General features: G+C 68.1%; 23 protein-coding genes and 3 tRNA genes. 15 read left to right on the forward strand and 11 right to left on the reverse strand.

What is annotated here, in order from left to right:
• Window positions 1-166 precede the first annotated feature (166 nt).
• Entirely contained in the window at window positions 167-637 is a 471-nt protein-coding gene (locus P1J78_RS04865; protein WP_275566202.1) for a hypothetical protein, read from the forward strand.
• Window positions 638-748: 111 nt separating this feature from the next.
• On the opposite strand, the gene ispG is transcribed toward P1J78_RS04865, so the two are convergent.
• From ispG to P1J78_RS04885, 4 genes are all read right to left on the reverse strand, one after another.
• Window positions 749-1,882, reverse strand: coding sequence for a flavodoxin-dependent (E)-4-hydroxy-3-methylbut-2-enyl-diphosphate synthase (gene ispG / locus P1J78_RS04870; protein WP_275566203.1), 1,134 nt, complete (start codon window positions 1,880-1,882; stop codon window positions 749-751).
• A gap of 75 nt (window positions 1,883-1,957) precedes the next feature.
• Window positions 1,958-3,175 carry a helix-turn-helix domain-containing protein gene (locus P1J78_RS04875; RefSeq protein WP_275566204.1) on the reverse strand — a complete coding sequence of 406 codons (1,218 nt, stop codon included), beginning with the start codon at window positions 3,173-3,175 and terminating at the stop codon, window positions 1,958-1,960.
• Window positions 3,176-3,286: 111 nt separating this feature from the next.
• Window positions 3,287-4,510 (reverse strand): 5-aminolevulinate synthase, encoded by a 1,224-nt coding sequence (gene hemA / locus P1J78_RS04880; protein ID WP_275566205.1) that lies wholly within the window; start codon window positions 4,508-4,510, stop codon window positions 3,287-3,289.
• A gap of 118 nt (window positions 4,511-4,628) precedes the next feature.
• Window positions 4,629-5,207 (reverse strand): 5-aminolevulic acid synthase, encoded by a 579-nt coding sequence (locus P1J78_RS04885; RefSeq protein WP_275566206.1) that lies wholly within the window; start codon window positions 5,205-5,207, stop codon window positions 4,629-4,631.
• A gap of 132 nt (window positions 5,208-5,339) precedes the next feature.
• On the opposite strand from P1J78_RS04885, the gene P1J78_RS04890 reads away from it, so the two are divergent.
• A complete protein-coding gene (locus P1J78_RS04890) occupies window positions 5,340-6,719 on the forward strand; it encodes a M20/M25/M40 family metallo-hydrolase (RefSeq protein ID WP_275566207.1) in 1,380 nt (459 codons plus the stop codon).
• Between the two features lie 4 nt (window positions 6,720-6,723).
• Window positions 6,724-7,023: a putative quinol monooxygenase gene (locus tag P1J78_RS04895; protein ID WP_275566208.1), complete on the forward strand. Its 300-nt coding sequence runs from the start codon at window positions 6,724-6,726 to the stop codon at window positions 7,021-7,023.
• Window positions 7,024-7,281: 258 nt separating this feature from the next.
• Here P1J78_RS04895 and P1J78_RS04900 read toward each other — a convergent pair.
• Window positions 7,282-7,358 (reverse strand) — tRNA-Asp (locus tag P1J78_RS04900).
• 316 nt (window positions 7,359-7,674) lie between these two features.
• Here P1J78_RS04900 and P1J78_RS04905 point away from each other — a divergent pair.
• From P1J78_RS04905 to P1J78_RS04950, 10 genes are all read left to right on the forward strand, one after another.
• Window positions 7,675-8,226 carry a chemotaxis protein CheD gene (locus P1J78_RS04905; RefSeq protein ID WP_275566209.1) on the forward strand — a complete coding sequence of 184 codons (552 nt, stop codon included), beginning with the start codon at window positions 7,675-7,677 and terminating at the stop codon, window positions 8,224-8,226.
• A gap of 160 nt (window positions 8,227-8,386) precedes the next feature.
• On the forward strand, window positions 8,387-8,689 hold the full coding sequence (locus P1J78_RS04910; protein WP_275566210.1) for an STAS domain-containing protein: 303 nt from the start codon (window positions 8,387-8,389) through the stop codon (window positions 8,687-8,689).
• Window positions 8,679-9,044 (forward strand): response regulator, encoded by a 366-nt coding sequence (locus P1J78_RS04915; RefSeq protein ID WP_275566211.1) that lies wholly within the window; start codon window positions 8,679-8,681, stop codon window positions 9,042-9,044. Before P1J78_RS04910 ends, P1J78_RS04915 begins: the two co-directional genes overlap by 11 nt.
• 9 nt (window positions 9,045-9,053) lie before the next feature.
• A complete protein-coding gene (locus tag P1J78_RS04920) occupies window positions 9,054-11,222 on the forward strand; it encodes a chemotaxis protein CheA (protein ID WP_275566212.1) in 2,169 nt (722 codons plus the stop codon).
• Window positions 11,223-11,225: 3 nt separating this feature from the next.
• On the forward strand, window positions 11,226-11,690 hold the full coding sequence (locus P1J78_RS04925) for a chemotaxis protein CheW (RefSeq protein ID WP_275566213.1): 465 nt from the start codon (window positions 11,226-11,228) through the stop codon (window positions 11,688-11,690).
• Complete coding sequence (locus P1J78_RS04930) at window positions 11,687-12,583, forward strand: CheR family methyltransferase (RefSeq protein WP_275566214.1); 897 nt, start codon at window positions 11,687-11,689, stop codon at window positions 12,581-12,583. The genes P1J78_RS04925 and P1J78_RS04930 overlap by 4 nt, the downstream gene beginning before the upstream one ends.
• Entirely contained in the window at window positions 12,574-12,960 is a 387-nt protein-coding gene (locus tag P1J78_RS04935) for a response regulator (protein ID WP_275566215.1), read from the forward strand. The genes P1J78_RS04930 and P1J78_RS04935 overlap by 10 nt, the downstream gene beginning before the upstream one ends.
• A 41-nt stretch (window positions 12,961-13,001) precedes the next feature.
• Window positions 13,002-13,346, forward strand: coding sequence for a DUF8776 family protein (locus tag P1J78_RS04940; protein WP_275566216.1), 345 nt, complete (start codon window positions 13,002-13,004; stop codon window positions 13,344-13,346).
• Between the two features lie 138 nt (window positions 13,347-13,484).
• A complete protein-coding gene (locus P1J78_RS04945) occupies window positions 13,485-14,060 on the forward strand; it encodes a hypothetical protein (protein WP_275566217.1) in 576 nt (191 codons plus the stop codon).
• 88 nt (window positions 14,061-14,148) lie between these two features.
• Window positions 14,149-16,671 (forward strand): methyl-accepting chemotaxis protein, encoded by a 2,523-nt coding sequence (locus P1J78_RS04950; protein WP_275566218.1) that lies wholly within the window; start codon window positions 14,149-14,151, stop codon window positions 16,669-16,671.
• A 256-nt stretch (window positions 16,672-16,927) separates the two neighbouring features.
• Here P1J78_RS04950 and P1J78_RS04955 read toward each other — a convergent pair.
• The 3 genes from P1J78_RS04955 to P1J78_RS04965 form a co-directional block, all read right to left on the reverse strand.
• Window positions 16,928-17,003 (reverse strand) — tRNA-Val (locus P1J78_RS04955).
• Between the two features lie 119 nt (window positions 17,004-17,122).
• Window positions 17,123-17,197, reverse strand: a tRNA-Val gene (locus tag P1J78_RS04960).
• Window positions 17,198-17,217: 20 nt separating this feature from the next.
• Entirely contained in the window at window positions 17,218-17,493 is a 276-nt protein-coding gene (locus P1J78_RS04965) for an HU family DNA-binding protein (protein ID WP_275566219.1), read from the reverse strand.
• On the opposite strand from P1J78_RS04965, the gene P1J78_RS04970 reads away from it, so the two are divergent.
• Complete coding sequence (locus P1J78_RS04970) at window positions 17,486-17,773, forward strand: hypothetical protein (RefSeq protein ID WP_275566220.1); 288 nt, start codon at window positions 17,486-17,488, stop codon at window positions 17,771-17,773. The two genes, P1J78_RS04965 and P1J78_RS04970, sit on opposite strands and share 8 nt — an antisense overlap.
• 132 nt (window positions 17,774-17,905) lie before the next feature.
• Here the strand turns inward: P1J78_RS04970 and lon are convergent, their stop codons facing one another.
• The 3 genes from lon to tgt form a co-directional block, all read right to left on the reverse strand.
• Complete coding sequence (gene lon / locus P1J78_RS04975) at window positions 17,906-20,317, reverse strand: endopeptidase La (protein WP_275566221.1); 2,412 nt, start codon at window positions 20,315-20,317, stop codon at window positions 17,906-17,908.
• Between the two features lie 216 nt (window positions 20,318-20,533).
• Window positions 20,534-20,929 (reverse strand): hypothetical protein, encoded by a 396-nt coding sequence (locus P1J78_RS04980; protein ID WP_275566222.1) that lies wholly within the window; start codon window positions 20,927-20,929, stop codon window positions 20,534-20,536.
• A gap of 35 nt (window positions 20,930-20,964) precedes the next feature.
• Complete coding sequence (tgt, locus tag P1J78_RS04985) at window positions 20,965-22,095, reverse strand: tRNA guanosine(34) transglycosylase Tgt (RefSeq protein WP_275566223.1); 1,131 nt, start codon at window positions 22,093-22,095, stop codon at window positions 20,965-20,967.
• A 72-nt stretch (window positions 22,096-22,167) separates the two neighbouring features.
• Between tgt and rimK the strand changes: the two genes are divergently transcribed.
• On the forward strand, window positions 22,168-23,580 hold the full coding sequence (gene rimK, locus P1J78_RS04990) for a 30S ribosomal protein S6--L-glutamate ligase (RefSeq protein ID WP_275566224.1): 1,413 nt from the start codon (window positions 22,168-22,170) through the stop codon (window positions 23,578-23,580).
• Window positions 23,581-23,899: the final 319 nt, after the last annotated feature.

The following is a 23,899-nucleotide window of genomic DNA, read 5'->3' on the forward strand; positions in this document are numbered from 1 at the left end:
GCATGTCGCGTTCGGTTCGGGACATGCTGTCACCTGCCGCGCCCCGAGGCCGCGAATGCGTAGGCGTTCGGGGCGCGCGCGGCGGCGCGTGAATGCATAGACGCGACCGGCTCTGAGAGCGTCCAGCCGCCCTGCCCTTCGCCACCCCAGACGGATACGCCAGCCCATGCGCCTGCTTCGCCTCGCCTTGCCCCTCCTGCTCGCCGCCGCGCCGGTCGCGCCGGCCTGGGCGCAGGATACGCTGGAGCGCCTGCGCGACCTGCGGCCCGACCCGCCGAGCGTCGGCGCCATCTATGCCGAGGAGATCGCCGCCGATCTCGCCCTGATCGCCGCGCAGGCCGAGCGGCTCTTCGACCCGGACCGCCCCGGCCTCGGCCCCGCGGACGCCCCGGTCCGCATCGCCTTCTTCACCGGCGCGGGCTGCACCGACTGCCCCCGCGCGCGGGCGGAACTCGCGGCGCTGGCCGCGCGGCTGGGCGTGCGCGCCGCGGTCTTCGACGTCTCGGACAGCCCGGCCGACGCGGCCCTGATGGACCGCCTGACGCTGGACACCCTGCCCTCCTACGTGATGCGCGACGGCCTGATCCGCGGCGCCATGCCGGCGATGGTGCTGGAGCGCTACCTGACCTCGGAGTGAGCCGCCGCGCGTGTCCCAACGGGGCTTGGCCGGCCGCCTGCGGACACCCGGACAGTTAGCGCTATCTGTAAGAATTTCAGCGGCTTGACCCCGTGTCCAACCTTGGACACCCTACTCGGCCGCGGTCTCCTGGGCCGCATTCTCCGCCTCGATCTCGGCCGCCCGCTTCTCGACCTGCTCCACGATATGGTCGATCATGGCCTCGTTCGACATCCGGTGGCTCTGCTTGCCGGCCAGATAGACCATCCCGTTCCCGGCCCCGCCGCCGGTGAAGCCGACATCGGTCATCAGCGCCTCGCCCGGCCCGTTCACCACGCAGCCGATGATCGACAGGCTCATCGGCGTCTTCACATGCTCCAGCCGCTTTTCCAGGATCTCGACCGTCTTGATCACGTCGAACCCCTGACGGGCGCAGCTGGGACAAGAGATGATGTTCACCCCCCGATGCCGCAGCCCGAGGCTTTTCAGGATCTCGTAGCCGACACGCACCTCCTCGACCGGATCGGCCGACAGGCTGACCCGCAGCGTGTCGCCGATCCCCATCCACAGAAGGTTGCCGAGGCCGATGGCGCTCTTGATCGTGCCCGACATCAGCCCGCCCGCCTCGGTGATGCCGAGATGGATCGGCGCGTCCGTCGCGTCGGCGATCCCCTGATAGGCGGCGGCGGCCAGGAACACGTCCGACGCCTTCACGCTGATCTTGAATTCGTGGAAGTCGTTGTCCTGCAGGATCCGGATATGCTCCAGCCCGCTCTCGACCATCGCCTCTGGGCAAGGCTCGCGGTACTTCTCCAGAAGGTGCCGCTCCAGCGAGCCGGCATTCACCCCGATCCGCATGGAACAGCCGTGATCCTTCGCCGCCCGGATCACCTCTTTCACCCGCTTCTCGTCGCCGATATTGCCGGGATTGATCCGCAGACAGGCCGCCCCGGCCTCCGCCGCCTCGATGGCGCGCTTGTAGTGGAAATGGATGTCGGCCACGATCGGAACCGGGCTTTCCCGCACGATCTCGCGCAGCGCCTTCGTCGCCGCCTCGTCCGGTGCCGAGACGCGCACGATGTCGGCCCCCGCCTCCGCCGCGGCCTGCACCTGCGCCACCGTCGCGGCGACATCGCCCGAGTCGGTGTTGGTCATCGTCTGCACCGAGATCGGCGCGTCGCCGCCGACGGGCACGTCGCCGACCATGATCTGGCGGGATTTCCGGCGGTAGATGTCGCGCCACGGGCGCACGGGGTTGAGCGACATGGGGGCGGTCCTCTGGTCCCGGGTCTCTGAGGGTGAATTAGGACGGATGCGCCCGCAACGCAATGGCCCGCGCCGTCACTCCTGCGGCACCGCGCCGTCGAGGCTGGCGACGACGCTGGCAAGCGCGCGGTCGGCGGACAGGTCGGCCAGGGCATAGGCGCCGGTCAGCGCCTCGGGCCCGAGCGCCACGTTCTTCACCACCGCGCCCCCGGAGCCGGCCGGGCCGTAGGTCTCGCCGGCGACCATGAAATAGACCGACCCGGCATTGCCCGCGCGCAGCGTCGGCGGCTCCTCGGTCTGCGGCAGCACGTATTGCTCGCCCGCATCGAGGATCTTCTCGAACAGCACCGTCCCGTCGGCCGAACGGACGCGGACCCAGGCCGGCTCCACGGCGAACATGACGACCTGCTGCGGCGCGTCCTCGACGACCTTGACGGGCGGCGCCGTCTCCTCGGGCGCCGGCGGCGCGGCATCGGCGATCACCGGCGCCTCGGGGGCGGGCGCGGCATCCTTCAGGGTGCCCACGGCGCGCGGGTCGATGGTGGAGATCGGGCCGTCGCGCGCCGTCAGCACCGGCACCTCCAGCGCCTGCGGCCGGTATAGCCGGTCCATCACGTCGGCCGGCGGCGCCTCCAGCCCGGCGGTCTCGGTGGGCGCCTCGACCGTGCCGGCGGGCGCCAGGGGGTCGACTTCGGCCACCACGCCGGGGGTCTGGTCGACCGGGGTCAGCTGAACCTTCTGCATCTGCTGCAGCACGGACCAGCCGCCATAGCCGATCCCCGCCACCAGCAGCACCAGCACGGATAGCGAGCCGAGCGCCCCCGGCTCGACCCGGGAGAAAAACGGTTCCGCGTGCGGCGCGAAAGGCGTGTTGGGATTTTCGAAAGGATCCCGCGATACGGTGCTGCGGACGGCGCCGTCGGGTTTCTTGGGTTTCGACTTGCCGGGGCCGGTGATCGGGCCCAGCCCGTGGGTCACCTCGAACTGCCCCTCGCGGCAGAACTGGTCGAACGCCCAGTCCGGGTCGAGCCCCAGGTAACGCGCGTAGGAGCGGACATAGCCGGACACGAAGCCCGGCGTCTCGAAGGCCGAGGGATCGGCGTTCTCGATGGCGGCGATGTAGCTGGCCTTGATCTTCAGCTCGCGCTGAACGTCGAGCAGCGACTTGCCCTTCGTCGCGCGCTCGCCGCGCATGACGTCGCCGAGACGTAGCTCGAAGTCGTCGAAGCTTTGCAGCCCCGACGATTCGTCAATCGTCGCGTCCGGAGGGGGAGCTGTGCGCCGCCCGATCATGCCCCATGTTACCCTTTGGCGTCCCTGAGCGGCCCGTGGGCGATTCGCCCCGGACCTGCGCTATTAGCAACACGCTAACACAGCCGGGGCGTCAATGCACTTTTAGAACATTCAGGCGGAGAGCTCGGCGCGATTCAGCGCACAATGCGACCACAGATCATCGAGCGCATCCACCAGGCGATTCATCTCGTCGGGGCCATGCACCGGCGACGGCGTGAAGCGCAGACGCTCGGTCCCGCGGGGCACCGTCGGATAGTTGATCGGCTGCACGTAGATGCCGTGCTGGTCCAGCAGCATGTCCGAAATCAGCTTGGTGTGCACCGGATCGCCGACGATGACCGGCACGATATGCGAGCCGTGGTCGATGAAGGGCAGCCCCAGCGCGCGCAGCCGGGTCTTGAGGATCTTCGCCTGGGTCTGGTGCCGCTCGCGCAGCTCCTGGTCGGTCTTCAGATGCCGGACCGAGGCCGCGGCGCCCGCCGCGACCGCCGGCGGCAGCGACGTCGTGAAGATGAAGCCCGGCGCGTAAGACCTTATCGCGTCGCACATTTTCGCGCTGGCCGCGATATAGCCGCCATGCACGCCGAAGGCCTTGCCGAGCGTGCCGTTGATGATGTCGATGCGGTGCATCAGCCGGTCGCGCTCGGCCACGCCGCCGCCGCGGGGGCCGTACATGCCGACGGCGTGCACCTCGTCCAGGTAGGTCAGTGCGCCGAATTCGTCGGCCAGGTCGCAGATCGCCTCGATCGGGCCGAAATCGCCATCCATCGAATAGACCGACTCGAAGGCGATCAGCTTGGGCGCGGCGGGGTCGTCGGCGGCCAGCTTGGCGCGCAGATCGTCGACGTCGTTATGCTTGAAGATGCGCTTGGCGCCGCCGTTGCGGCGGATGCCCTCGATCATCGAGGCGTGGTTCAGCTCGTCGGAATAGACGATCAGGCCGGGAAACAGTTTGGGCAGCGTGCTCAGAGTGGCATCGTTCGCGATATAGGCCGAGGTGAAGAGCAGCGCCGCTTCCTTGCCGTGGAGATCCGACAGTTCGGCCTCCAGCGCCTTGTGATAGACGGTGGTGCCGGAGATGTTGCGGGTGCCGCCGGAACCGGCGCCGGTGGCGTCGATCGCCTCGTGCATCGCGCTCAGCACCACCGGATGCTGGCCCATGCCGAGATAGTCGTTGCCGCACCAGACGGTGACCGGCTGCTCGGTGCCGTCCGACTTCACCCAGGTCGCGTGGGGAAAGGCGCCCCGCTTGCGCTCGATATCGATAAAGGTCCTGTAGCGGCCTTCGTCATGCAGCCGCTGCAGAGCCGTGTCGAGATGCGCTTGATAGTCCAACGTGATTCCCCCGCGCTCTTGGATTTGTTCTGTTTAATGGCTTCGTGCTCATATTCCAATCACGGAACATGACGGTGATACGTTTTGCCGCCCCGCCGTCGTCCCGCAATGATCTGCGTCAATCGGCGACCGCGATCCGGCAATCGCGTGCGCCGGCCTGCGCGTTGCACTCGGCCACGGCCTGGGCCTGGGCGTCGCCGCCCGTCCCGATGCCGTAGGCGCCGGTCGAGGCGGACAGCGCGATCGCCTTGGGGCCGTCGCTTTCGGCATAGTCGGCGAAGGCCGCCGTCGCGTCCTGCGACAGCTGGAACGTGCGCGGCTGGTAGCCCCGGGGGAAGAGCTGCGCGGCGACGACGCAGGCCTCCGTTCCGGGCTGCTTCGCCTGCGAACAGGCCGCGAGCGCGGCGCGGCTGGCCGTCTGTACGTCGTGGAAGTTGAACGCGCCCTGCAGGGACTCCGACATCAGCCCCTCCTCCGGCGAAAACGCGATGGCGCCGTAATAGCTGAAATCGTTGCTGCGCACGAGGATGTCCACGATCTCGGCGTCCTTCTCGTTCAGGCCGGCGCCGGGGTTCACGGCCACGCTGACCGCGTCGCCGAACAGCATCGGCGCGGCCGTCTCGCCGTCGATGGGCTGAGCGGCGGCAAGAGCGGGCAGGACGAGGGCCGCCGCGAGCGAAAGCAGTGTGAGGCGCATGACATCTCCCATTGGCGCGGACCAGACAGTGCCCTCTCTAGCGTGCCTCACGCAACCGATCCACCCGTCTCACTGGACAGTGACCGGCACGGTGATAGCCTGCCGCCGGACTCTTACGGGAAGGATAACGACATGAGCCTCGACGCCGTCCTCGCTCGCATCGACGACGACTTGCCCGCCGCGCTGGACCGTCTGAAGGCGTTGCTGCGCATCCCGTCGATCTCGACCGACCCGGCCTATTCCGCCGAGTGCGACGCGGCGGCGGACCGGCTGGTGGCGGAGCTGGAATCGCTGGGCGCGAAGGCCGAGAAGCGGCCGACCGACGGTCACCCGATGGTCGTGGGGTACGGCGGCTCGGGGGGGCCGCATCTTCTGTTCTACGGGCATTACGATGTGCAGCCCGTCGATCCGCTGGCGCTGTGGAACCGCGACCCGTTCGATCCGCAGGTCGAGGACACGCCGAACGGCAAGGTGATCCGCGGCCGCGGCGCCTGCGACGACAAGGGCCAGCTGATGACCTTCATCGAGGCCTGCCGGGCCTGGGTCGCGGTGCATGGCGACCTGCCCTGCCGGATCACCTTCTTTCTGGAGGGCGAGGAGGAATCCGGCTCGCCCTCGCTGGTGCCGTTCCTGCGCGCCAACCGCGAGGAGCTGAGCCGCCCGGATATCGCGCTGATCTGCGACACCGGGATGTTCGACGAACAAACCCCGGCGATCGCCACCATGCTGCGCGGCCTTCTGGGCGAGGAAGTCACCATCACCGGCCCGGACAAGGATCTGCATTCCGGGATGTATGGCGGCATCGCGATGAACCCGGTGCGCGTGCTGGCCAAGATCATCGCGGCGCTGCATGACGACGACGGGCGGATCACGGTCCCCGGCTTCTACGACGGCGTGCCGGAGCTGCCCGATGCGATCCGCGCACAGTGGGAGGGGCTGGGCTTCGACGCCGAACGTTTCCTGGGCGGCGTCGGGCTGTCGCAGCCGGCGGGCGAGCGGGACCGGACCGGCCTGGAGATGATCTGGTCGCGCCCGACCTGCGAGGTGAACGGCATCTCGGGCGGCTACGAGGGCGACGGGTTCAAGACCGTCCTGCCGTCGAAGGCCAGCGCCAAGATCAGCTTCCGGCTGGTCGGCACGCAGGATCCGTTCGTCATCCGCGAGAATTTCCGCGAGATGGTCCGGGCGATGCTGCCGCCGGACTGCAGCGTCGACTTCACGCCGCACGGGGCATCGCCCGCATCGGTCATGCTGACCGACGACCCCGCCTTCGAAAAGGCCCGCGCGGCGCTGTCCGAGGAGTGGCCGAACCCCGCCGCCTTCATCGGCTGCGGCGGCTCGATTCCCATCGCGGGCTATTTCAAGACGATCCTCGGTCTCGATTCGCTTCTGATCGGCTTCTCGCGCGACGACGACCAGATCCACAGCCCCAACGAAAAATACGACCTTGAAAGCTTCCATCTCGGTGCCCGGAGCTGGGCGCGGGTGCTGGACGCGCTGGCGAAGGAGTAGGACCATGCTGGTTGTCACAGGTGTCACGCGGATCGCCGAGACGGATGCCCCCGCCGCCCGCGCGGCCGCCGCGAAAGTAGCCGCGCTGACACGGACGGAGGACGGCTGTTTCACCTATGCGTTCTACGAGGATGTCGAGGTGCCCGGCCGGTTCCGCGTCTACGAGGAATGGCGCGACGAAGCGGCGCTGCGGGCGCATCTGGCCACGGCGCATATCGCCGAGTTCCGCGAGGTGATCGGCGGGCTCGAGGTGCTGGAGCGCGACATCAAGATGCTGAAGGGCTGCACGGAAGAGCCGCTCTGACGGATCGGCGCGGGTTTCGGCTCTGCGCGGCGGTGCGTTTCCCGCACCGGCCGCAGGACCGCGACGCGCCAGGCCGAAACGGTCGACGGGCCGCGCAAGTGTCCCGCCGGCCAGCATTTTCCGTTTGTCCCGGAGATCCGGCGCGGGCGTGACCGAGGCCAGCCCTGGCGTCGCGCGGACAAGCACGCGCGCGCCCGGCGCCACCCTGTCGATCAGGGCGCGCAGGCGAGCCATTCGTCCGAGATGTCGGGATGGGAATGGCGCGGTTGACGGGGCTCGAACCCGCGACCCCCGGCGTGACAGGCCGGTACTCTAACCAACTGAGCTACAACCGCGTGCCGACGGGAGATAGGCAAAACGCCGACGGGCGTCAAGCGACTTTCTGGGCGACCAGTCGGGAAATCTCGGTCGCCGCCGGCCGGCGGTCCGGGCGCGCGGCGAGGCGCCTCGGGCACGGCCCCGGACCGCGCGCCCGGGAACGTCGGAGAGTGCCGTTAAGACGCGCTTCACTCCCACCGTGCAACAACCTCCCCGAACGGCCGGCGATTCGACCCGGCAGGCAGCCAAGCGGAGAGGCATCTTGCGCAATAGCACCCCCCTGACCGACCCGGCCAACGCACGCGGCACGGCGCTTCTGCGAGCGGGGGCGTGATGGAACCCGGGGCAAAGGTCGTCACCGTGATGCAGGGGGAGCTGTCGGTCTCCGGCGACCCGACCGTGGTCATGTCCTGCATCCTCGGCTCCTGCGTGGCGACCTGTCTCTACGACCCGTCGGCGCGGGTGGGCGGCATGAATCACATCCTGCTGCCCGGCCGGCGCGGCGAGGCGGTGGCGCATAACAAGTTCGGCGTCTTCGCGATGGAAACGCTGATCAACGAACTGATGCATATCGGCGCGCGCAAACCGAAGCTGGTGGCCAAGATCTTCGGCGGCGCCAGCACCTTCGACAACGGGCTGGCCATCGGCGCGGCGAACGCCGCCTTCGTGCGCGACTTCCTGGAGACCGAATCGATCCCGATCGCCGCCGAAAGCATCGGCGGTCGCCAGGCGCGGCGCGTCCGGTTCTTCCCCGAAAGCGGCCACGCCAAGCAGCTTCTGACGGCCGAGGCGGTGCCCGCCGAGGAACTGCGCCCGCAGAAACCCGCCCGCGACCGGCGCCCCGCCGTCCCGCCCGGCGGTTCCGGGGAGGTCGAGCTCTTTTGAAACCCGATGCGATTAACGGCTCCTTAGAGAAGAGGATGCAAACCTACCCCGAACAGACACCCCGTGGAGGGTGCGCAGGACGGCAACCGCGGCCCGCCGCCCGCCGGTCCGCTCCGCGCAGCCCCCTCCGCGCCCAACAGACGGCCAGGAGCCGACGCAAATGACCGCAACCGACGACACGACCCTCCTCGAGGTTCCGCCCAAACTGAAAAGCGCGGAAGCGCAGCCGCTGCACGAGATGCTGGCGGACCGCCGCGGCCGCCCCGTGGCGCTGGACTTCGCGGCGGTCACCCAGCTGGGCACGCAGTGCCTGCAGGTGCTCGCCGCCGCGCATCAGACCTGGCAGGCCGAAGGCACCCCGTTCGAGATCAGGAACATGTCCGACGAGATCCGGGACGGGCTGCTGCCGTGCGGTCTGCAACCGGCGCAGATCGGCGCAAAGGAGGCGCAGCATGACGCTTAAGGTATTGGCGATCGACGATTCCCGCACGATGCGCGACCTGCTGCAGGTCTCGCTCACCGAATCCGGCTTCGACATCACCCTGGCCGAGGACGGGATCGACGGGCTCGACAAGCTGGAGACGGCCGAACCCGACGTGGTGATCACCGACATCAACATGCCGCGGCTCGACGGGTTCGGCGTGATCGAGGCGGTGCGCGCCCGCGCCGATCACCGCGCCACGCCGATCCTCGTGCTGACCACCGAAAGCTCGCCGGAGATGAAGTCCCGCGCCCGCACCGCCGGCGCCACCGGCTGGATCGTGAAACCGTTCGACGACGTGGCGCTGGCCTCCGCCATCCACCGCGTCACGGCCTGAGGGAGCGTCATGAGCAAGACCGACGAACTGCGCACCACCTTCTTCCAGGAGGCCGAGGATCTGCTGGAGCAGCTGACCGACGGGCTGGAAGAGCTGTCATGCGGCGACGCCGACCCGGAAACCGTCAACTCGGTGTTCCGCGCCGTGCATTCGATCAAGGGCGGCGCCGGCGCCTTCGCGCTCGAGGCGATCGTCCGGTTCGCGCACCGGTTCGAGAACGTGCTCGACGCGCTGCGATCGGGCGAACTGGCGATGTCGGGGGCCGTGCTGGACGTCCTCATGCGATCCTCCGACCACCTGACGGTCCTGCTGGAGACCGCGCGCGACGGCACGCTGGAAGAGGACGACCCGGCCGGCGAGCCGTTGCTGGCCGAACTCATGGGCCTGACCGGCGCGACCGAGTCGCCCGCCGACAGCACCGACGAGGTCGACTTCACCCCGATGACCATGGCGCTGGACGACCTGTCCGGGCCCGGCCCGTCGGAGTTGCGCTTCCATATCGGGTTCCGCCCGCATGACGCGCTGTTCCGGAGCGGGAACGAGCCGGTCTTCCTGCTGCGGGACGTCTGCGCGCTGGGCGAGGCCGAGGTGCAGTGCGACCTCTCCGGCCTGCCGGATTTCGACTCGCTCGACACCGAGGCCAGCTACCTGGCCTGGCAGATCGCGTTGCAGACCGAGGCGTCGGACAGCGCGGTTCACGAGGTGTTCGAGTTCGTCGACGGCCTGTGCGACCTGACGGTCGACCAGGACGGCGTCGAGCCACTGCCCGACCTGCCCTCCCTCGATCCACCGTCAGGGCCGGGGGCCGACCCAGAGGAGTCCGCTCCGACCCCTGAGCCTGCCGCGGCCGCGTATCCGCCGCCCGCCGCCGCAACGGCAGCCTCCCCGGCGGCGGCTTCGCCCGAAGCGGCCCGCGCGTCCGGCGCCGCGCGCCCCGAGGCCGCCGGCAAGTCCGCGCCGCCGCAACCGGTCGCCTCGACGATCCGCGTCGACCTGCACCGCATCGACCGGATGATCAACCTCGTCGGCGAGTTGGTGATCAACCAGGCGATGCTGACGCAGGCCGTAAAGCGCGACGGAATCGCCCAGGGCAGCGACGCCGATGTCGGCCTGGAGGAGCTGCGCACGCTGACGCGGCAGATCCAGGACAGCGTCATGGCGATACGGGCGCAGCCGGTGAAAGCGCTGTTCCAGCGCATGTCGCGCATCGCCCGGGAGGCGGGCAGCGAGACCGGCAAGACGCTGCGCATGGTGACCGAGGGCGCGGCGACCGAGATCGACAAGACCGTCATCGAGAAACTGGCGGACCCGCTGACGCACATGATCCGCAATGCGGTGGACCACGGTCTGGAAAACGCGGAGGACCGGATCGCCGCGGGCAAGACCCCCGAAGGCTCGATCCGCCTCTCCGCCGCCCATCTGTCGGGCCGTGTCGTCATCGAGATCAGCGACGACGGCGCCGGAATCAACCGCGACAAGGTCCGCGAGATCGCCGAGGAAAAGGGCCTAATCGCGCCCGATGCGCAGCTGACGCCGAACGACGTCGACAACCTGATCTTCCAGCCCGGTTTCTCCACGGCCAACGAACTGACGGCGCTGTCCGGCCGGGGCGTGGGCATGGATGTGGTGAAGAAATCGATCCAGTCGCTCGGCGGCCGCGTCTCCATCTCCTCGGAACCGGGCGACGGAAGTACCTTTTCGATCGTGCTGCCGCTGACACTCGCGGTCCTCGACGGCATGGTGATCGAGGTCGGCGGCCAGACCGTCGTGATCCCGATCTCGGCGATTCTCGAAACGATGCGCGTGCCGACCGAACAGGTCTTCCAGCTCGGAACGAACAACGCCGTCGTCCGCCTGCGCGGCGCCTATGTGCCGATCGTCGATGTCGGCGCGGTCATGGGCTACCGCGCGCCCGTCGCGCCCGATGGCGAGCATGTCATCCTGCTGGTCGAGACGGCGGACGGCGTGCGCGCGGCCCTCTTGATCGACGCGATCCACGATCAGCGACAGGTCGTCATCAAGGGGCTCGAGGAGAATTACGGCCAGGTGCCGGGCGTCGCCGCGGCCACGATCCTGGGCGACGGCCGCATCGCGCTGATTCTCGATCCCTCCGCCATCGTCGGCCACACCGGCGCCGGCGGCGGCGCCGCCCTTTCCACCCCCCTAGCCGCGGAGTGAGCCATGGCAGACCCGACCGAAACCGACGCCGAAGACGTCAACGAACTCATCGCCTTCCGCATCGCGGAACAGGATTTCTGCTTCAATATCATGTCGGTGCGCGAGATCCGGGGATGGACCCCCGCGACCATCATTCCGCATGCCCCAAGCTACGTGCGCGGCGTCATCAACCTGCGCGGAGCCGTGGTGCCGATCGTCGACCTGGCGGCCCGGCTGGGGCTCGAGGTCCCCGAACCCACGGCGCGGAACGTGATCATCATCACCCAGATCGACGGTCCGATCGTCGGGCTACTGGTCGATGCCGTGTCGGACATCCTGTCGGCCTCGGCGAAAGAGGTGCAGCCAACCCCCGACGTCGCGGCGAACGGCTCGGAGTTCCTGTCGGGCATCATTACTCGGGAGGACAAGATGATCCGGCTGCTGAACCTGGCGGCGATCCTGCCCGAGACCGTCGTGGCGGCCGCATGAACGACGCCCTGCCCGCCTCCCGGACCGGGGTCCTGACGGAGCTGTCCATGGCCGAGTTCCATCGGATCGCCGCGGTTCTGCTGCGCGAAGCCGGAATCGAGCTCACGGAGGGCAAGCTCCCGCTCGTGCATTCGCGGCTCAGCGGTCGCCTGCGCAGCCTCGGGCTGCGTCGATACAGCGACTACTGCGACTACATCGAGAGCGGCGACGGCGAGGCCGAGCTGCTGGAAATGCTGTCGGTGCTCACGACGAATGTCACGCGGTTCTTCCGGGAGCCGCACCATTTCGAGTATCTGCGCAAGCACAAGATGCCGGAGCTCGTCGCCGCGCTGAAGTCCGGCGGCCGGGTCAGGGTCTGGTCGGCCGGATGCGCGTCCGGCGAAGAGCCCTACACGCTCGCCCTGACCTTTCTGCAGGAGATGCCCGATATTGCCCGCTACGACTTCCGGATCCTCGCAAGCGACATCGACCCGGCAATCCTGCGCCAGGCCGCCGCCGGGCTCTATCCGGACCGCTCGCTGGCACAGGTGCCGGAGCCGCAACGCCAACGCTACTTCCAACCCGTCGCGGATCGGCCGGGCTGCTGGAAGGTCGGGCCGGAGATGCGCGCGCTGATCACGTTCCGCCGGCTCAACCTGATCGGCGACTGGCCGTTCACCCGACCGTTCGACGTGATCATGTGCCGAAACGTCGTGATCTATTTCGGCGCCGAAACCAAGGCGCAGGTCTGGTCGCGGCTGGTGGAGCAGCTTCGCCCCGGCGGCTGGCTGATCACCGGCCACTCCGAGCGCCTGTCGGACGCGGCGGCCGCCGCCACGGAACTCCTCTACACCACGACCTACCGCCGCAGGGAAGCGTCCTCCAGCCCGAAGGAAAACGCCACATGTCACTGAGGGAAAAGCTGAAGATCCTGGTGGTCGACGACATGGCCGTCAGCCGGGGCCTGCTGACCCAGGCGCTCGACCAGCTCAACATCCGCAACTACGACTATGTCAGCAACGGCCAGGAGGCGATGCAGTACCTCAGCCGAACGCCGGTGCACCTGGTCATTTCCGACTACAACATGCCCGAAATGGACGGCCTCGGCCTGCTGCGCGCGATCCGCTCCTCGGCGGCGACCTCGAAGACCGGGTTCATCATGGTCACCGGCTCGGAGGATGCCCGCGTGATCCAGCAGGGTGCGCAGTTGGGCATGAACAACTTCCTGAAAAAGCCCTTCACGGCAGCGAACCTGAGAGAATGCATCGAAAAAGTGTTCGGCAGGCTCTGATGCGACACGACCCCGCGAAAGATGCAGGCGCCGAACCGGTGATGATCGATCAGGCGGTCTTCCTGGAACGCCTGTCGGCCGAACTGGCCGGGCTCGGCCGGGTCGCCTCGGGCCTGCAGGAGGCGATACACGATCTGCCCCTGTCGCATAGCGGCCGGCACACGCGCCGGGTCCTGCAATCCGCCGATGTCCTGACGCAGAGCCTCGTCTGCCTCAGCGCGGCCGTGCATGGCCTGTCCGATCTCTCCGTCGCGACGCGGGAACACGACCTGAGCGACGTGCTTGACGCCGTCTTTCTCGAGGATCTGCGCGCCCGCCTGACGGAAGGGCGCGACCACAGCCACGATCCCGGCCGCGCGCACCCCGGCGAGATCGACCTGTTCTGAGCCGGCACGGAGGCTCACGCCGGCCCCCGCACCGGAAACGGCGACCAATCGCAGAAGCGGCTTAAGCGGATGAAAATCATTTGCCCCTAACGTCCCACCACGTCCCCGAAAGGGCAGCCAGCAACCAAGGAGATCCCGATGAAGAGACTGTCAATCCTCGCCGCTCTGGCCGTCTGTGCCACCGCCCATGCCACCGCGGCCGACGAGTTCCGCCCGGCGCTCGAGGCCTATCTGGAGGCCGAACTGCGCGACTGGGTCAACGATCCGGTCCTCGTCGCCGCCATCAAGGCCCAGAACGCGATGACGACCGATTACGCGCAGGACCGGATCGACTCCCTCGACCAGTCCTGGCGCAACGAAGTGGGCAGCGCGGACACCGGCATCGTTGCCGACGTCATCGAGAATGAAGTCGCGGATTTCCTCCGCGACCGCCTGGAGGCCTCCGCAGGCGCGATCGTTGAAATCTTCGCGATGGACGCGCGCGGCCTGAACGTCGCAGCCACCGCCCCGACCTCCGATTACTGGCAGGGCGACGAGGCGAAGTTCCAGGAAACCTTCCTGAACGGGCCGGACGCCGTGCATTTCGGCGATATCGAGTTCGACGAATCCAGTCAGAGCTACCTTGGCCAGATCTCGGTGGTGATCACGGACCCCGACGACAACACCCCGATCGGCGCGATTACCGTCGGTGTCGATGCCGAGGCGCTGCTCTGACAGCGGTACTGCGCGTGGCCCGCGCGGGCGGCCACGCGGTCGCGACCGCTCGCGCGACACGCTTGGGATTGGAGACAGGTGACCGATCATGACCGACGGAACGACACAGCAGGTCAGTCCCCTGCGTTCCATCTTCTTTGCCAGCACCTTCGTGGTGGCGATCTGCACCGCCCTGGTGACCCTGTCGCTGGAACTGAGTTCCATCAGGTCCTCCAACCGGTTCGCCGACGACGGAGCCCGGGTGCACGGCGCCGAGGTGACGCGGCTGGTCGCCCAGCAATCCGGCGGCGCGCTTCGGTTCGGCAATGCCGACGCGCTGACCGCGCTTCTGGCGGGTGCGATCGAAGGGTCGGAGGGGGCCGCCGTCGCCGGATTCGCCGTAAAGCCGGACGGCAGCGTGATCGCCCGCCATGGCGACGTCACCGGGCTTGGCCCGCGCGCGGCCGACCTTGCAGAGCGTGCAATCGCGCAAGAGGCTGCGGTGACGAGCGAGAACGGCTTCACCATTGCCGTGCCGGCCGCCCTCAAGGACCGGCCGGCCGGCGCGATCGTGATGCATTGGACGTCGGCCCCGGCGCGCGCGATGCTCTGGGATGAACAGAAGCGCTCGCTGGCGATCGCCACGGGAATATTCGTGGCGGCCCTGATCGGGGCCGCCCTGTTCCTGCGGCACCGGATTTCCCGGCCGCTGACCGGCGTGCAGCACGCGATCTCCCGCATTGCGGGCAAACGCTATGACACCGAGGTGCCCGGGGCGGCTCGGAAAGACGAGATCGGTCACATAAGCCGGACCGTAGCCACATTCCGCGACACGCTCGAGGCCGCCGAGACCGCGACCCGGGACAGTCTGTTCAAGGGCGCCGCCTTCGAGGGCGCCTCCATCGCCATGCTGATGACGGACACCGACCTGACGATCCTCTATTCCAACGCCTCCTGCCGAAGGTTGCTCGCCCGGTTCCGGGAGGAGTTCGCGGCACGCGATGCCGGTTTCGACCCCGAGGCCCTGGTCGGCCGGACGGTCACCGACTTCGTGGCCTCCGATATCCTGACGGCCGAGATGGCCGGCGATTCCCTGCGCCTGCCGATCACGGCGGACCTTCCGATGGGCGAGCGTCGGCTGAACCTGACCGTGAGCGCGGTTCACGACGCGGACGGATCGCAGATCGGCTGCGTCCTCGAATGGAAGGACGTGACAGAGGAGCGCCTGAACCGCGCGATCCTCGATGCGATCGACAGCGACCAGGTCCATGCCGAGTTCTCCGTCGAGGGCGCGCTGACCACGGCGAACCCGACGCTCCTGCAGGCGCTCGGGCGCCGGGACGGGTCCCTGCCGGACGGCCAACTGAAACGGATGGTCGCCGGGTACGGACCGGACGGCACGCCCGAGCCGCTCGACTGGTCGTCCCTGGAGGCGGGCGAGCGGCTGCACGGTCGGTTTCTCCTCCGCCACCGCGACGATCCGGCCGTCATCGTGGAAGGCGGTCTGTCGCAGGTGCGCGACTCCGCGGGCCGGCCGCTGCGCATCCTGCTGCTCGGGAGCGATATCACCGACGCGCAGGCCGCGATCGAAGAGGCCGAGCGGACGCGCGCGCGGATGGCCAGGGCCCAGGAGCGCGTCGTTTCGGCGTTGTCGGATGCACTGGACCGCCTGGCAGAGGGGGATCTGTCGGTCCGGCTCGACGAAGATCTCGGAACGGACTACGAAACGCTGCGCCGCAACTTTAACGATGCGATCGACCGGCTGCGCGCCGCCATGAGCACGGTGATCGACAGCGCCGCACGGATCGGCAACGAGGCGGGGGCCATTTCATCGGGCGCGGACGAGTTGTCGGAACGCACGGAACGGCAGGCGGCCACGCTGGAGGAGACGGCGGCGGCGATCGATACGCTCGCATCGTCCGTCCGGTCCGCCGCCGAAGGCGCGACGCAGGCCAGCGACATGGCCAGCGCCGCCAGCGCACGCGCCGAAAAGAGCGAGGCGGTGGCACAGACCACGGTGGACGCGATGAGCGAAATCGCGCGGAGTGCGCAGGAAATCTCCAAGATCATCAACGTGATCGAGGATATCGCGTTCCAGACGAACCTGCTCGCCCTGAATGCGGGCGTCGAAGCCGCCCGCGCCGGCGAGTCCGGGCGCGGCTTTGCCGTGGTCGCTTCGGAGGTCCGGGCCCTGGCGCAACGCTCCTCCGCTGCCGCACAGGAGATCAACGGCCTGATCTCGCGCAGCAATGCCGAGGTCGACCGCGGCGTGGAGCTCGTGGGCGATGTCGGGACCGCCCTGCGCGAGATCGTGGGGTCGATCTCGGACATCTCGTCCCATGTCCACGGCATCGCCGGCGCGATCCAGGAACAGTCCGGCTCGCTGTCGGACGTGAACGGCGCGATGACCGACCTGGACCGGGTGACGCAGCGAAACGCCGCCATGTTCGAGGAAACGACCGCCGCAAGCCACGCGCTGACCGGCGAGGCCGAGGTCCTTGCGGAAATGACCGCCAAGTTCCGCGTCTCGCCAGCGGATGAAGCCGGGCCCGGGCCGAAGGCCCCGGACTCCGCGTCGCCAAGCGCCACGCCCGAAGCGGTGGCGACCTGGGACAAGGTGGCCTCTTTCTAGGATGGCCCGGTTTTCCCTGACGGCTCAGTCCGACCGCGCATGCGTCTGCACGACCGATCTGCGCAATGATGGCGCCTTCGCGCGCATGGCCTGCGACGGCGCCGCGGGGCGACGGAAAGCCCCGGCCCGGGATGCGACAGCCCGGGTCAGGGAACCGCGCCTGACAAACTGGGAACCGCGCCGGCCACACTGGGAACCGGTGCGGACACATGGGCATAGCCAATCCCGAATAATCGAGAGATATCAGTGGCTTAAATGGTGGGTGATGAGAGATTCGAACTCCCGACATCTTCGGTGTAAACGAAGCGCTCTACCAGCTGAGCTAATCACCCGCCAAGACTTGTCTGATAGCGAAGCCGTCCGATGCGCGCAAGACCGCGCCGCGCCCGGCGACCGCCATGCCCTGGGATCCGGCATCCGCCAAGATGACCGCGTACAGGATGTCTGTGAATGGTGGGTGATGACAGATTCGAACTGCCGACATCTTCGATGTGAACGAAGCGCTCTACCACTGAGCTAATCACCCGCCGGAGCCTTCGTTTAGCGTCACTCCGCAGCCTCTGCAAGGGGGTCCGTGGCCTGCGTCTCCGCCGCCTGCACCGCCAGCTTCGACCGCCGCAAGCGAAGCTCCACGACCTCGGCGTTGTCGAGATCCTTGAGCTGCTTCACGATGCCCTTGCCGAACGGCTGCAGGTTCAGCGTCTCGCCGCGCGACAGGGCGTCGCCCAGTTCCTTGAGCATCGCCTCCACGACCGGCTTTGCGGCGCGCTTCTTGATGCCGGACGCGCTCACGACGCGGTCCACCAGTTCGCGCTTGCCCATCACCCTGGGCGAGACGGCCGGCGCCGCGGAGGCGTCGGGCGGCGGCGCCTTCGGCTTCGCCGTCTTCTTCGCCGTGGTCGTCTTCGCCGTCGTCGCCTTCGCCGTCGTCGTCTTCGCCGTCGATGAGGTCTTCGCGCGCGTGCCGCTGCGGCTGGTCGCTTTGGTGCTGGTCGTCTTGCGGGCCATGATCACTCGCTCATGCGGGGGTCGGAGTGGCTTCGACGATACACAGATCGTGACCGGGATTCCACCATGCATTGGCGGCGATCCGCCCAAATAAGGTGTTGTCCGGCCTCCGACCCCACAACATAGCGGCAGATCCGGCGCGGATCCGGTCCCGTCGGCGGCCCGCGAACGACAAGGGGCGCCCCGTCGGGACGCCCCTTTTTTCGCTCCGTCAGGACGGCAAGGGTCAGTGCGCCACGGCACCGGTTCCCTCGGCGGTCGGGTTCAGCGCGGCGCGGGCGGCGGCGGCCTCTTCCTCGGCCTCGGCATCCCATTCGATGGGCTCGGGCCGGCGCACCAGCGCATGCTCCAGCACCTCGCCGACGGTCTCGACCGGGATGATCGAGAGCCCCTCCTTCACGTTGTCGGGAATCTCGGTCAGGTCCTTCTCGTTCTCCTTCGGGATCAGCACCGTCGTGATGCCGCCCCGCAGCGCCGCCAGCAGCTTCTCCTTCAGACCGCCGATCGGCAGCACATGGCCGCGCAGCGTGACCTCGCCGGTCATCGCCACATCCTTGCGCGCCGGAATCTGCGTCAGCACCGACACGATGGAGGTCACCATCGCGACGCCCGCCGACGGCCCGTCCTTGGGCGTGGCGCCCTCGGGCACGTGGACGTGGATGTCCATCAGGTCGAAGCGCGGCGGCTTCACCCCGATCGTCGGCGCGATCGCGCGGACATAGGAGGACGCTGCGTCGATCGATTCCTTCATCACGTCGCCCAGCTTGCCGGTGGTCTTCATCCGGCCCTTGCCCGGCAGGCGCAGCGCCTCGATCGACAGCAGGTCGCCGCCGACCGACGTCCAGGCCAGCCCGGTGGTCACGCCGATCTGGTCCTCCTTCTCGGCCAGGCCATAGCGGAACTTCTTCACGCCGAGGAAGTCCGACAGGTTCTCGGGCGTGACCTCGACCGTCTCGGCCTCTTTCTTGATCAGCTTGGTCACCGCCTTGCGGCAGATCTTGGAGATCTCCCGCTCCAGGTTCCGCACCCCCGCCTCGCGGGTGTAGTAGCGGATGATGTCGGTGAGCCCCGCATCGGTCAGCACGAACTCGCCCGTCTTCAGGCCGTGGTTCTTGATCTGCTTGGGCAGCAGGTGCTGCTTGGCGATCTCGGCCTTCTCGTCCTCGGTGTAGCCGGCCAGCGGGATGATCTCCATCCGGTCCAGCAGCGGCTCGGGCATGGTGTAGGAGTTCGCCGTGGTCAGGAACATCACGTTCGACAGGTCGTATTCGACCTCCAGGTAGTGGTCGGTGAAGGTCCCGTTCTGCTCGGGGTCCAGCACCTCCAGCATCGCCGAGGCCGGGTCGCCGCGGAAGTCCTGGCCCATCTTGTCGATCTCGTCCAGGAGGATCAGCGGGTTCGTCGTCTTGGCCTTCTTCAGCGCCTGGATGATCTTGCCGGGCATCGAGCCGATATAGGTCCGGCGGTGGCCGCGGATCTCGCTCTCGTCGCGCACCCCGCCCAGCGAGATGCGGATGAATTCGCGCCCCGTGGCCCGCGCCACGGACCGGCCCAGCGAGGTCTTGCCCACGCCCGGCGGGCCGACGAGGCACATGATCGGCCCCTTCAGCTTCTTCGAGCGCTGCTGCACCGCCAGGTATTCGACGATCCGCTCCTTGACCTTCTCCAGCCCGTAGTGATCGTCGTCGAGGATCTTCTCGGCGCGGCCCAGGTCCTTCTTGACGCGGGATTTCTTGCCCCACGGGATCGACAGCATCCAGTCGAGATAGTTGCGCACCACCGTCGCCTCGGCCGACATCGGCGACATCGAGCGCAGCTTCTTCAGCTCGCCCTCCGCCTTTTCCTTGGCCTCCTTGGACAGCTTGGTGTTGGCGATCTTCTCTTCCAGCTCCGCGATCTCGTTGGAGCCGTCGTCGCCGTCGCCCAGCTCCTTCTGAATGGCCTTCATCTGCTCATTCAGGTAATATTCGCGCTGGGTACGCTCCATCTGCGACTTGACGCGCGTCTTGATCTTCTTCTCGACCTGCAGAACGCTCATCTCGCCCTGCATCAGGCCATAGATCTTCTCCAGCCGCTCGGCGACGGACAGGGTCTCCAGCAGATCCTGCTTCTGCTCGACCTCGACGCCCAGATGCCCGGCCACCAGGTCGGCCAGCTTCTGCGGATCGCGGGTCTCGGCCACCGCGCCCAGCGCTTCCTCGGGGATGTTCTTCTTGACCTTGGCGTAGCGCTCGAAATCCTCGGAGACGGATTTCACCAGCGCGGCCACGGTCGCGGCGTCGCCGTCGCTCTCTTCCAGCGTCTCGGCATGGGCCTCGAAGAACTGGTCGTTGTCCAGATAGTCGCTGATCTTCACCCGCGACTTGCCCTCGACCAGCACCTTCACGGTGCCGTCAGGCAGTTTCAGAAGCTGCAGCACGTTGGCCAGAACGCCCACCTCAAAGATGCCTTCGGGCGTGGGTTCGTCGACCGCCGGGTCGACCTGGCTCGACAGCAGGATCTGCTTGTCGTCCTGCATCACCTCTTCCAGGGCGCGGACGGATTTCTCGCGGCCCACGAAGAGCGGCACGATCATGTGGGGAAACACCACGATGTCGCGCAGCGGCAGGACGGGATAGGACGGAAATTGGTCTGACATGCTCTTTCCTTGCTCTGGCAAGACGACACCGGCCCCGCATTCGGCTGCCCCCGGTCGCCTCCGGTCTTGGCCTCAATATCTGGGGCTGGCGCCCTTCTGGTTCAACCACGACCTGTTCGCGTTCGCCCCACTGTGCCGCGCCCGCTGCGCCGGGGCAAGGGCGCAGACGACACCGACAGAGGGGCCGGCGACACGGGCGCCGACAGGGGCGCGGCGTCACCGAAGGGCGTTCGGCAGGCGCGACCGGGCGGCGGCGAGCGCTTGCTCCAGCTCCTTCAGTCGCGCCACAAGCGTCTTGTGGCGCCGCTGGGCCTTGTCGATCTCGCGGATCACCCGTTCGGCCTTCTCGTGATCCTTCTTGGCGCGCGCCGTGGCGAGCGCGTCCTTGAGGTAGTCGATCTCCGCCTCGGTTTCGGCAAGCTCCGCCTTCGTCTGGTCGATCCGGTACTTGAGGGTCTCGACCTCGGCCTGCACCGCCTCGGGATTCGTGGTCGCCAACCTCCCGCTTCCGACGTTGGAGCCCTGCGCGGCGGCCTCCCCGACGCTCGCCACGACGCTCGCCATGACGCCGAGCACGGCGATGCCCGCAACTGCGACCGCTCTGAACGACATGGGCGCCTCCCGTCAAATCCGGCCCCAGTGTGCCGTCACAGGGGCGGAATGTCACCCTCCTGCCGCTGCGCGTGGAACTGGCTCTGCCACGCCTCGAACCGCCCGTCGGCGATGGCGGCGCGCATGCCGGCCATGATCTCCTGGAAATAGTGCAGGTTGTGCCAGGTCAGCAGCATCGAGCTGATGATCTCCTGGCTGCGGAAGACGTGGTGCAGGTAGGCGCGGCAATAGGCGCGGCAGGCCGGGCAGGCGCAATCCTCGTCCAGCGGGCGGGGGTCGTCCTGGTGTCGGGCGTTCTTGATGTTCACCACGCCGCGACGGGTGAAGGCCTGCCCGGTCCGGCCCGACCGCGTGGGCAGCACGCAGTCCATCATGTCGACGCCGCGGGCGACGGCGCCCACGATATCGTCGGGCTTGCCCACCCCCATCAGATAGCGGGGGCGGTCGCGGGGCAGCATCTCGGGCGCATAGTCCAGAACGCCGAACATCGCCGCCTGCCCCTCGCCCACCGCCAGCCCGCCGATGGCGTAGCCGTCGAAGCCGACGGCGGTCAGCGCCTCGGCGCTCTCGGCGCGCAGATCGCGCGTGACGCCGCCCTGCTGGATGCCGAACAGCGCGTGGCCCGGCCGGTCGCCGAAGGCCTCCTTCGACCGGGCCGCCCAGCGCATCGACAGGCGCATCGACTCGGCCACCTGCGCCTCCTCGGCCGGCAGCGCGGGGCATTCGTCGAAGCACATCACGATGTCCGAGCCCAGGAGCCGCTGGATTTCCATCGAGCGCTCCGGCGAAAGCGCGTGTTTCGAGCCGTCGATATGGCTGCGGAACGTCACGCCGTCCTCGGTCAGCTTGCGCAGCTCGGCCAGGCTCATCACCTGGAAGCCGCCGGAATCGGTCAGGATCGGCCGGTCCCAGTTCATGAACCGGTGCAGCCCGCCCAGCCGGTCGATCCGCTCGGCCCCCGGCCGCAGCATCAGGTGATAGGTATTGCCCAGCAGAACGTCCGCCCCGGTCTCGCGCACCGAGCCCGGCAGCATCGCCTTGACCGTGCCCGCCGTGCCCACGGGCATGAAGGCCGGCGTGCGGATCTCGCCCCGGGGCGTGCGGATCACGCCGGTGCGCGCGCGGCCGTCGGTGGCCTGCAGATCGAAGGCAAATCCCTCAGCCATTTGTTTCCCCTGCCCTGTCGCGTTAGGTCTTGTGGGCTAATTGTCGCCCGAAGCCAAGCCGAGGAGCCCCCGATGGCCCAACCGACCGAGCCGACCGAGCCGTTTCGCCTGGGATGGGAGGAATGGCTCTCCTTCCCCAAGCTGGGCCTGCCGGCGCTGAAGGCCAAGATCGACACCGGCGCCCGCACCTCGGCGCTGCATGCCAGCGATATCGAGCCGTTCGGGCCGGCCTCGAAGCCCAAGGTGCGCTTCCAGGTGCATCCGATCCCCGGGCAGTACAACGTGGCGATCCCCTGCTCGGCCACCATCGTCGACCGGCGCGACGTGACCTCGTCGAATGGCGAGACCGAGTTTCGCTATGTGATCGAGACGCCGATCAAGATGGGCGGGCGGACCTGGCCGATCGAGGTGACGCTGACCGACCGGACGAACATGGCCTACCGGGTGCTGGTGGGCCGCCAGGCGCTGGCCGAGGACATGGTGGTCTCGCCGGCCGAGAGCTTCTGCCAGCCGGAGATGAGCTATGAGGTCTATCATTCGGCCCAGCTGCGCGAGGTGGTGCCGGACCGGGCGCTCCGGATCGCGGTGCTGAGCCGAGAGGCGACGAACTATTCCACCGCCCGGCTGGTGGCGGAAGGCGAGAAGCGCGGGCATGTCGTCGAGGTGATCGACACCACCCGCTGCTACATGGCGATCAACGCGATGGCGCCGGAGGTGCATTACGACGGCACGCGGCTGCCGCGCTACGACGCGGTGATCCCGCGGATCGGGGCCTCGATCACGCCCTACGGCACGGCCGTGACGCGGCAGTTCGAGACGACGGGGACCTACTGCGTGAACGGCTCCGAGGGGATCACGGCGAGCCGGGACAAGCTGCATGCGCATCAGATCCTGGCGCGGCACCGGATCGGGATGCCGACCACGGCGTTCGCGGCCTCGCCCAAGGACACCGACAACCTGATCGGTCTGGTAGGCAAGGCGCCGCTGATCGTGAAGCTTCTGGAATCGACGCAAGGCAAGGGCGTGGTGCTGGCCGAGACGCCGAAGGCGGCGCAGTCGGTGATCGACGCCTTCCGGGGGCTGAAGGCGAATTTCCTGGTCCAGCAATTCGTGAAGGAGGCCGCGGGGGAGGACATTCGCTGCCTCGTCATCGGCGGCCGCGTGGTGGCCTCGATGAAGCGGACCGGCGCCGAGGGCGATTTCCGGTCGAACCTGCACCGGGGCGGGTCGGCGGTGCCGGTCCGGATCAGCAAGGACGAGCGGGACACCGCGGTCCGCGCCGCGCGGGCGTTCAAGCTGGGGCTGGCGGGGGTCGATCTTCTGCGGGCCGAGAGCGGGCCGAAGGTGCTGGAGGTGAACTCGTCGCCCGGGCTGGAGGGGATCGAGAAGGCCAGCGGGAAGAACATCGCGGGGCTGCTTTACGAGAATATCGAGAAGCGGGTCCGGCCGACCCCGGCCCGGAAGACGCGGACGAAGAAGCGGTAGCGGGCAGAGTGTCCAAGGTTGGACACCTATCTAACGTCTTGAAATCTATAATGCTACCGCTAACGGCAGGGTCGGACAGCACACCTCACGACACTGCTTCCTCGGCATTGCCGGATAGCGGCACCGGTCGAGCGGAACGCCGTGCAGCGCCGGCCCGCCGGGGCGCGGTCGAACCTTGCGATTCCGGAAAAATAAGCATGTATGTCGGGCACTTGGCACCGTCCTCGCCAGAAGCGCCGCCCCGGTGGGGGCGGGTCTCTCGGGCATTTCGAAACGAAATGCCCTGCCGACAGGCGATTGCAGAGCAATCGCCGAGAGG

The organism is Psychromarinibacter sediminicola (genome assembly GCF_029168335.1).
In the GTDB taxonomy this organism is placed as follows: domain Bacteria; phylum Pseudomonadota; class Alphaproteobacteria; order Rhodobacterales; family Rhodobacteraceae; genus Psychromarinibacter; species Psychromarinibacter sediminicola.

What these genes read in the sequence shown, in the direction of transcription:
- P1J78_RS04865 (WP_275566202.1), top strand. Translation starts at nt 167, where the DNA reads ATGCGCCTGCTTCGCCTCGCCTTGCCCCTCCTGCTCGCCGCCGCGCCG.
- ispG (WP_275566203.1), bottom strand. Translation starts at nt 1,882, where the DNA reads ATGTCGCTCAACCCCGTGCGCCCGTGGCGCGACATCTACCGCCGGAAA.
- P1J78_RS04875 (WP_275566204.1), bottom strand. Translation starts at nt 3,175, where the DNA reads ATGATCGGGCGGCGCACAGCTCCCCCTCCGGACGCGACGATTGACGAA.
- P1J78_RS04885 (WP_275566206.1), bottom strand. Translation starts at nt 5,207, where the DNA reads ATGCGCCTCACACTGCTTTCGCTCGCGGCGGCCCTCGTCCTGCCCGCT.
- P1J78_RS04890 (WP_275566207.1), top strand. Translation starts at nt 5,340, where the DNA reads ATGAGCCTCGACGCCGTCCTCGCTCGCATCGACGACGACTTGCCCGCC.
- P1J78_RS04895 (WP_275566208.1), top strand. Translation starts at nt 6,724, where the DNA reads ATGCTGGTTGTCACAGGTGTCACGCGGATCGCCGAGACGGATGCCCCC.
- P1J78_RS04905 (WP_275566209.1), top strand. Translation starts at nt 7,675, where the DNA reads ATGGAACCCGGGGCAAAGGTCGTCACCGTGATGCAGGGGGAGCTGTCG.
- P1J78_RS04910 (WP_275566210.1), top strand. Translation starts at nt 8,387, where the DNA reads ATGACCGCAACCGACGACACGACCCTCCTCGAGGTTCCGCCCAAACTG.
- P1J78_RS04915 (WP_275566211.1), top strand. Translation starts at nt 8,679, where the DNA reads ATGACGCTTAAGGTATTGGCGATCGACGATTCCCGCACGATGCGCGAC.
- P1J78_RS04920 (WP_275566212.1), top strand. Translation starts at nt 9,054, where the DNA reads ATGAGCAAGACCGACGAACTGCGCACCACCTTCTTCCAGGAGGCCGAG.
- P1J78_RS04925 (WP_275566213.1), top strand. Translation starts at nt 11,226, where the DNA reads ATGGCAGACCCGACCGAAACCGACGCCGAAGACGTCAACGAACTCATC.
- P1J78_RS04930 (WP_275566214.1), top strand. Translation starts at nt 11,687, where the DNA reads ATGAACGACGCCCTGCCCGCCTCCCGGACCGGGGTCCTGACGGAGCTG.
- P1J78_RS04935 (WP_275566215.1), top strand. Translation starts at nt 12,574, where the DNA reads ATGTCACTGAGGGAAAAGCTGAAGATCCTGGTGGTCGACGACATGGCC.
- P1J78_RS04940 (WP_275566216.1), top strand. Translation starts at nt 13,002, where the DNA reads ATGATCGATCAGGCGGTCTTCCTGGAACGCCTGTCGGCCGAACTGGCC.
- P1J78_RS04945 (WP_275566217.1), top strand. Translation starts at nt 13,485, where the DNA reads ATGAAGAGACTGTCAATCCTCGCCGCTCTGGCCGTCTGTGCCACCGCC.
- P1J78_RS04950 (WP_275566218.1), top strand. Translation starts at nt 14,149, where the DNA reads ATGACCGACGGAACGACACAGCAGGTCAGTCCCCTGCGTTCCATCTTC.
- P1J78_RS04965 (WP_275566219.1), bottom strand. Translation starts at nt 17,493, where the DNA reads ATGGGCAAGCGCGAACTGGTGGACCGCGTCGTGAGCGCGTCCGGCATC.
- lon (WP_275566221.1), bottom strand. Translation starts at nt 20,317, where the DNA reads ATGTCAGACCAATTTCCGTCCTATCCCGTCCTGCCGCTGCGCGACATC.
- P1J78_RS04980 (WP_275566222.1), bottom strand. Translation starts at nt 20,929, where the DNA reads ATGTCGTTCAGAGCGGTCGCAGTTGCGGGCATCGCCGTGCTCGGCGTC.
- tgt (WP_275566223.1), bottom strand. Translation starts at nt 22,095, where the DNA reads ATGGCTGAGGGATTTGCCTTCGATCTGCAGGCCACCGACGGCCGCGCG.
- rimK (WP_275566224.1), top strand. Translation starts at nt 22,168, where the DNA reads ATGGCCCAACCGACCGAGCCGACCGAGCCGTTTCGCCTGGGATGGGAG.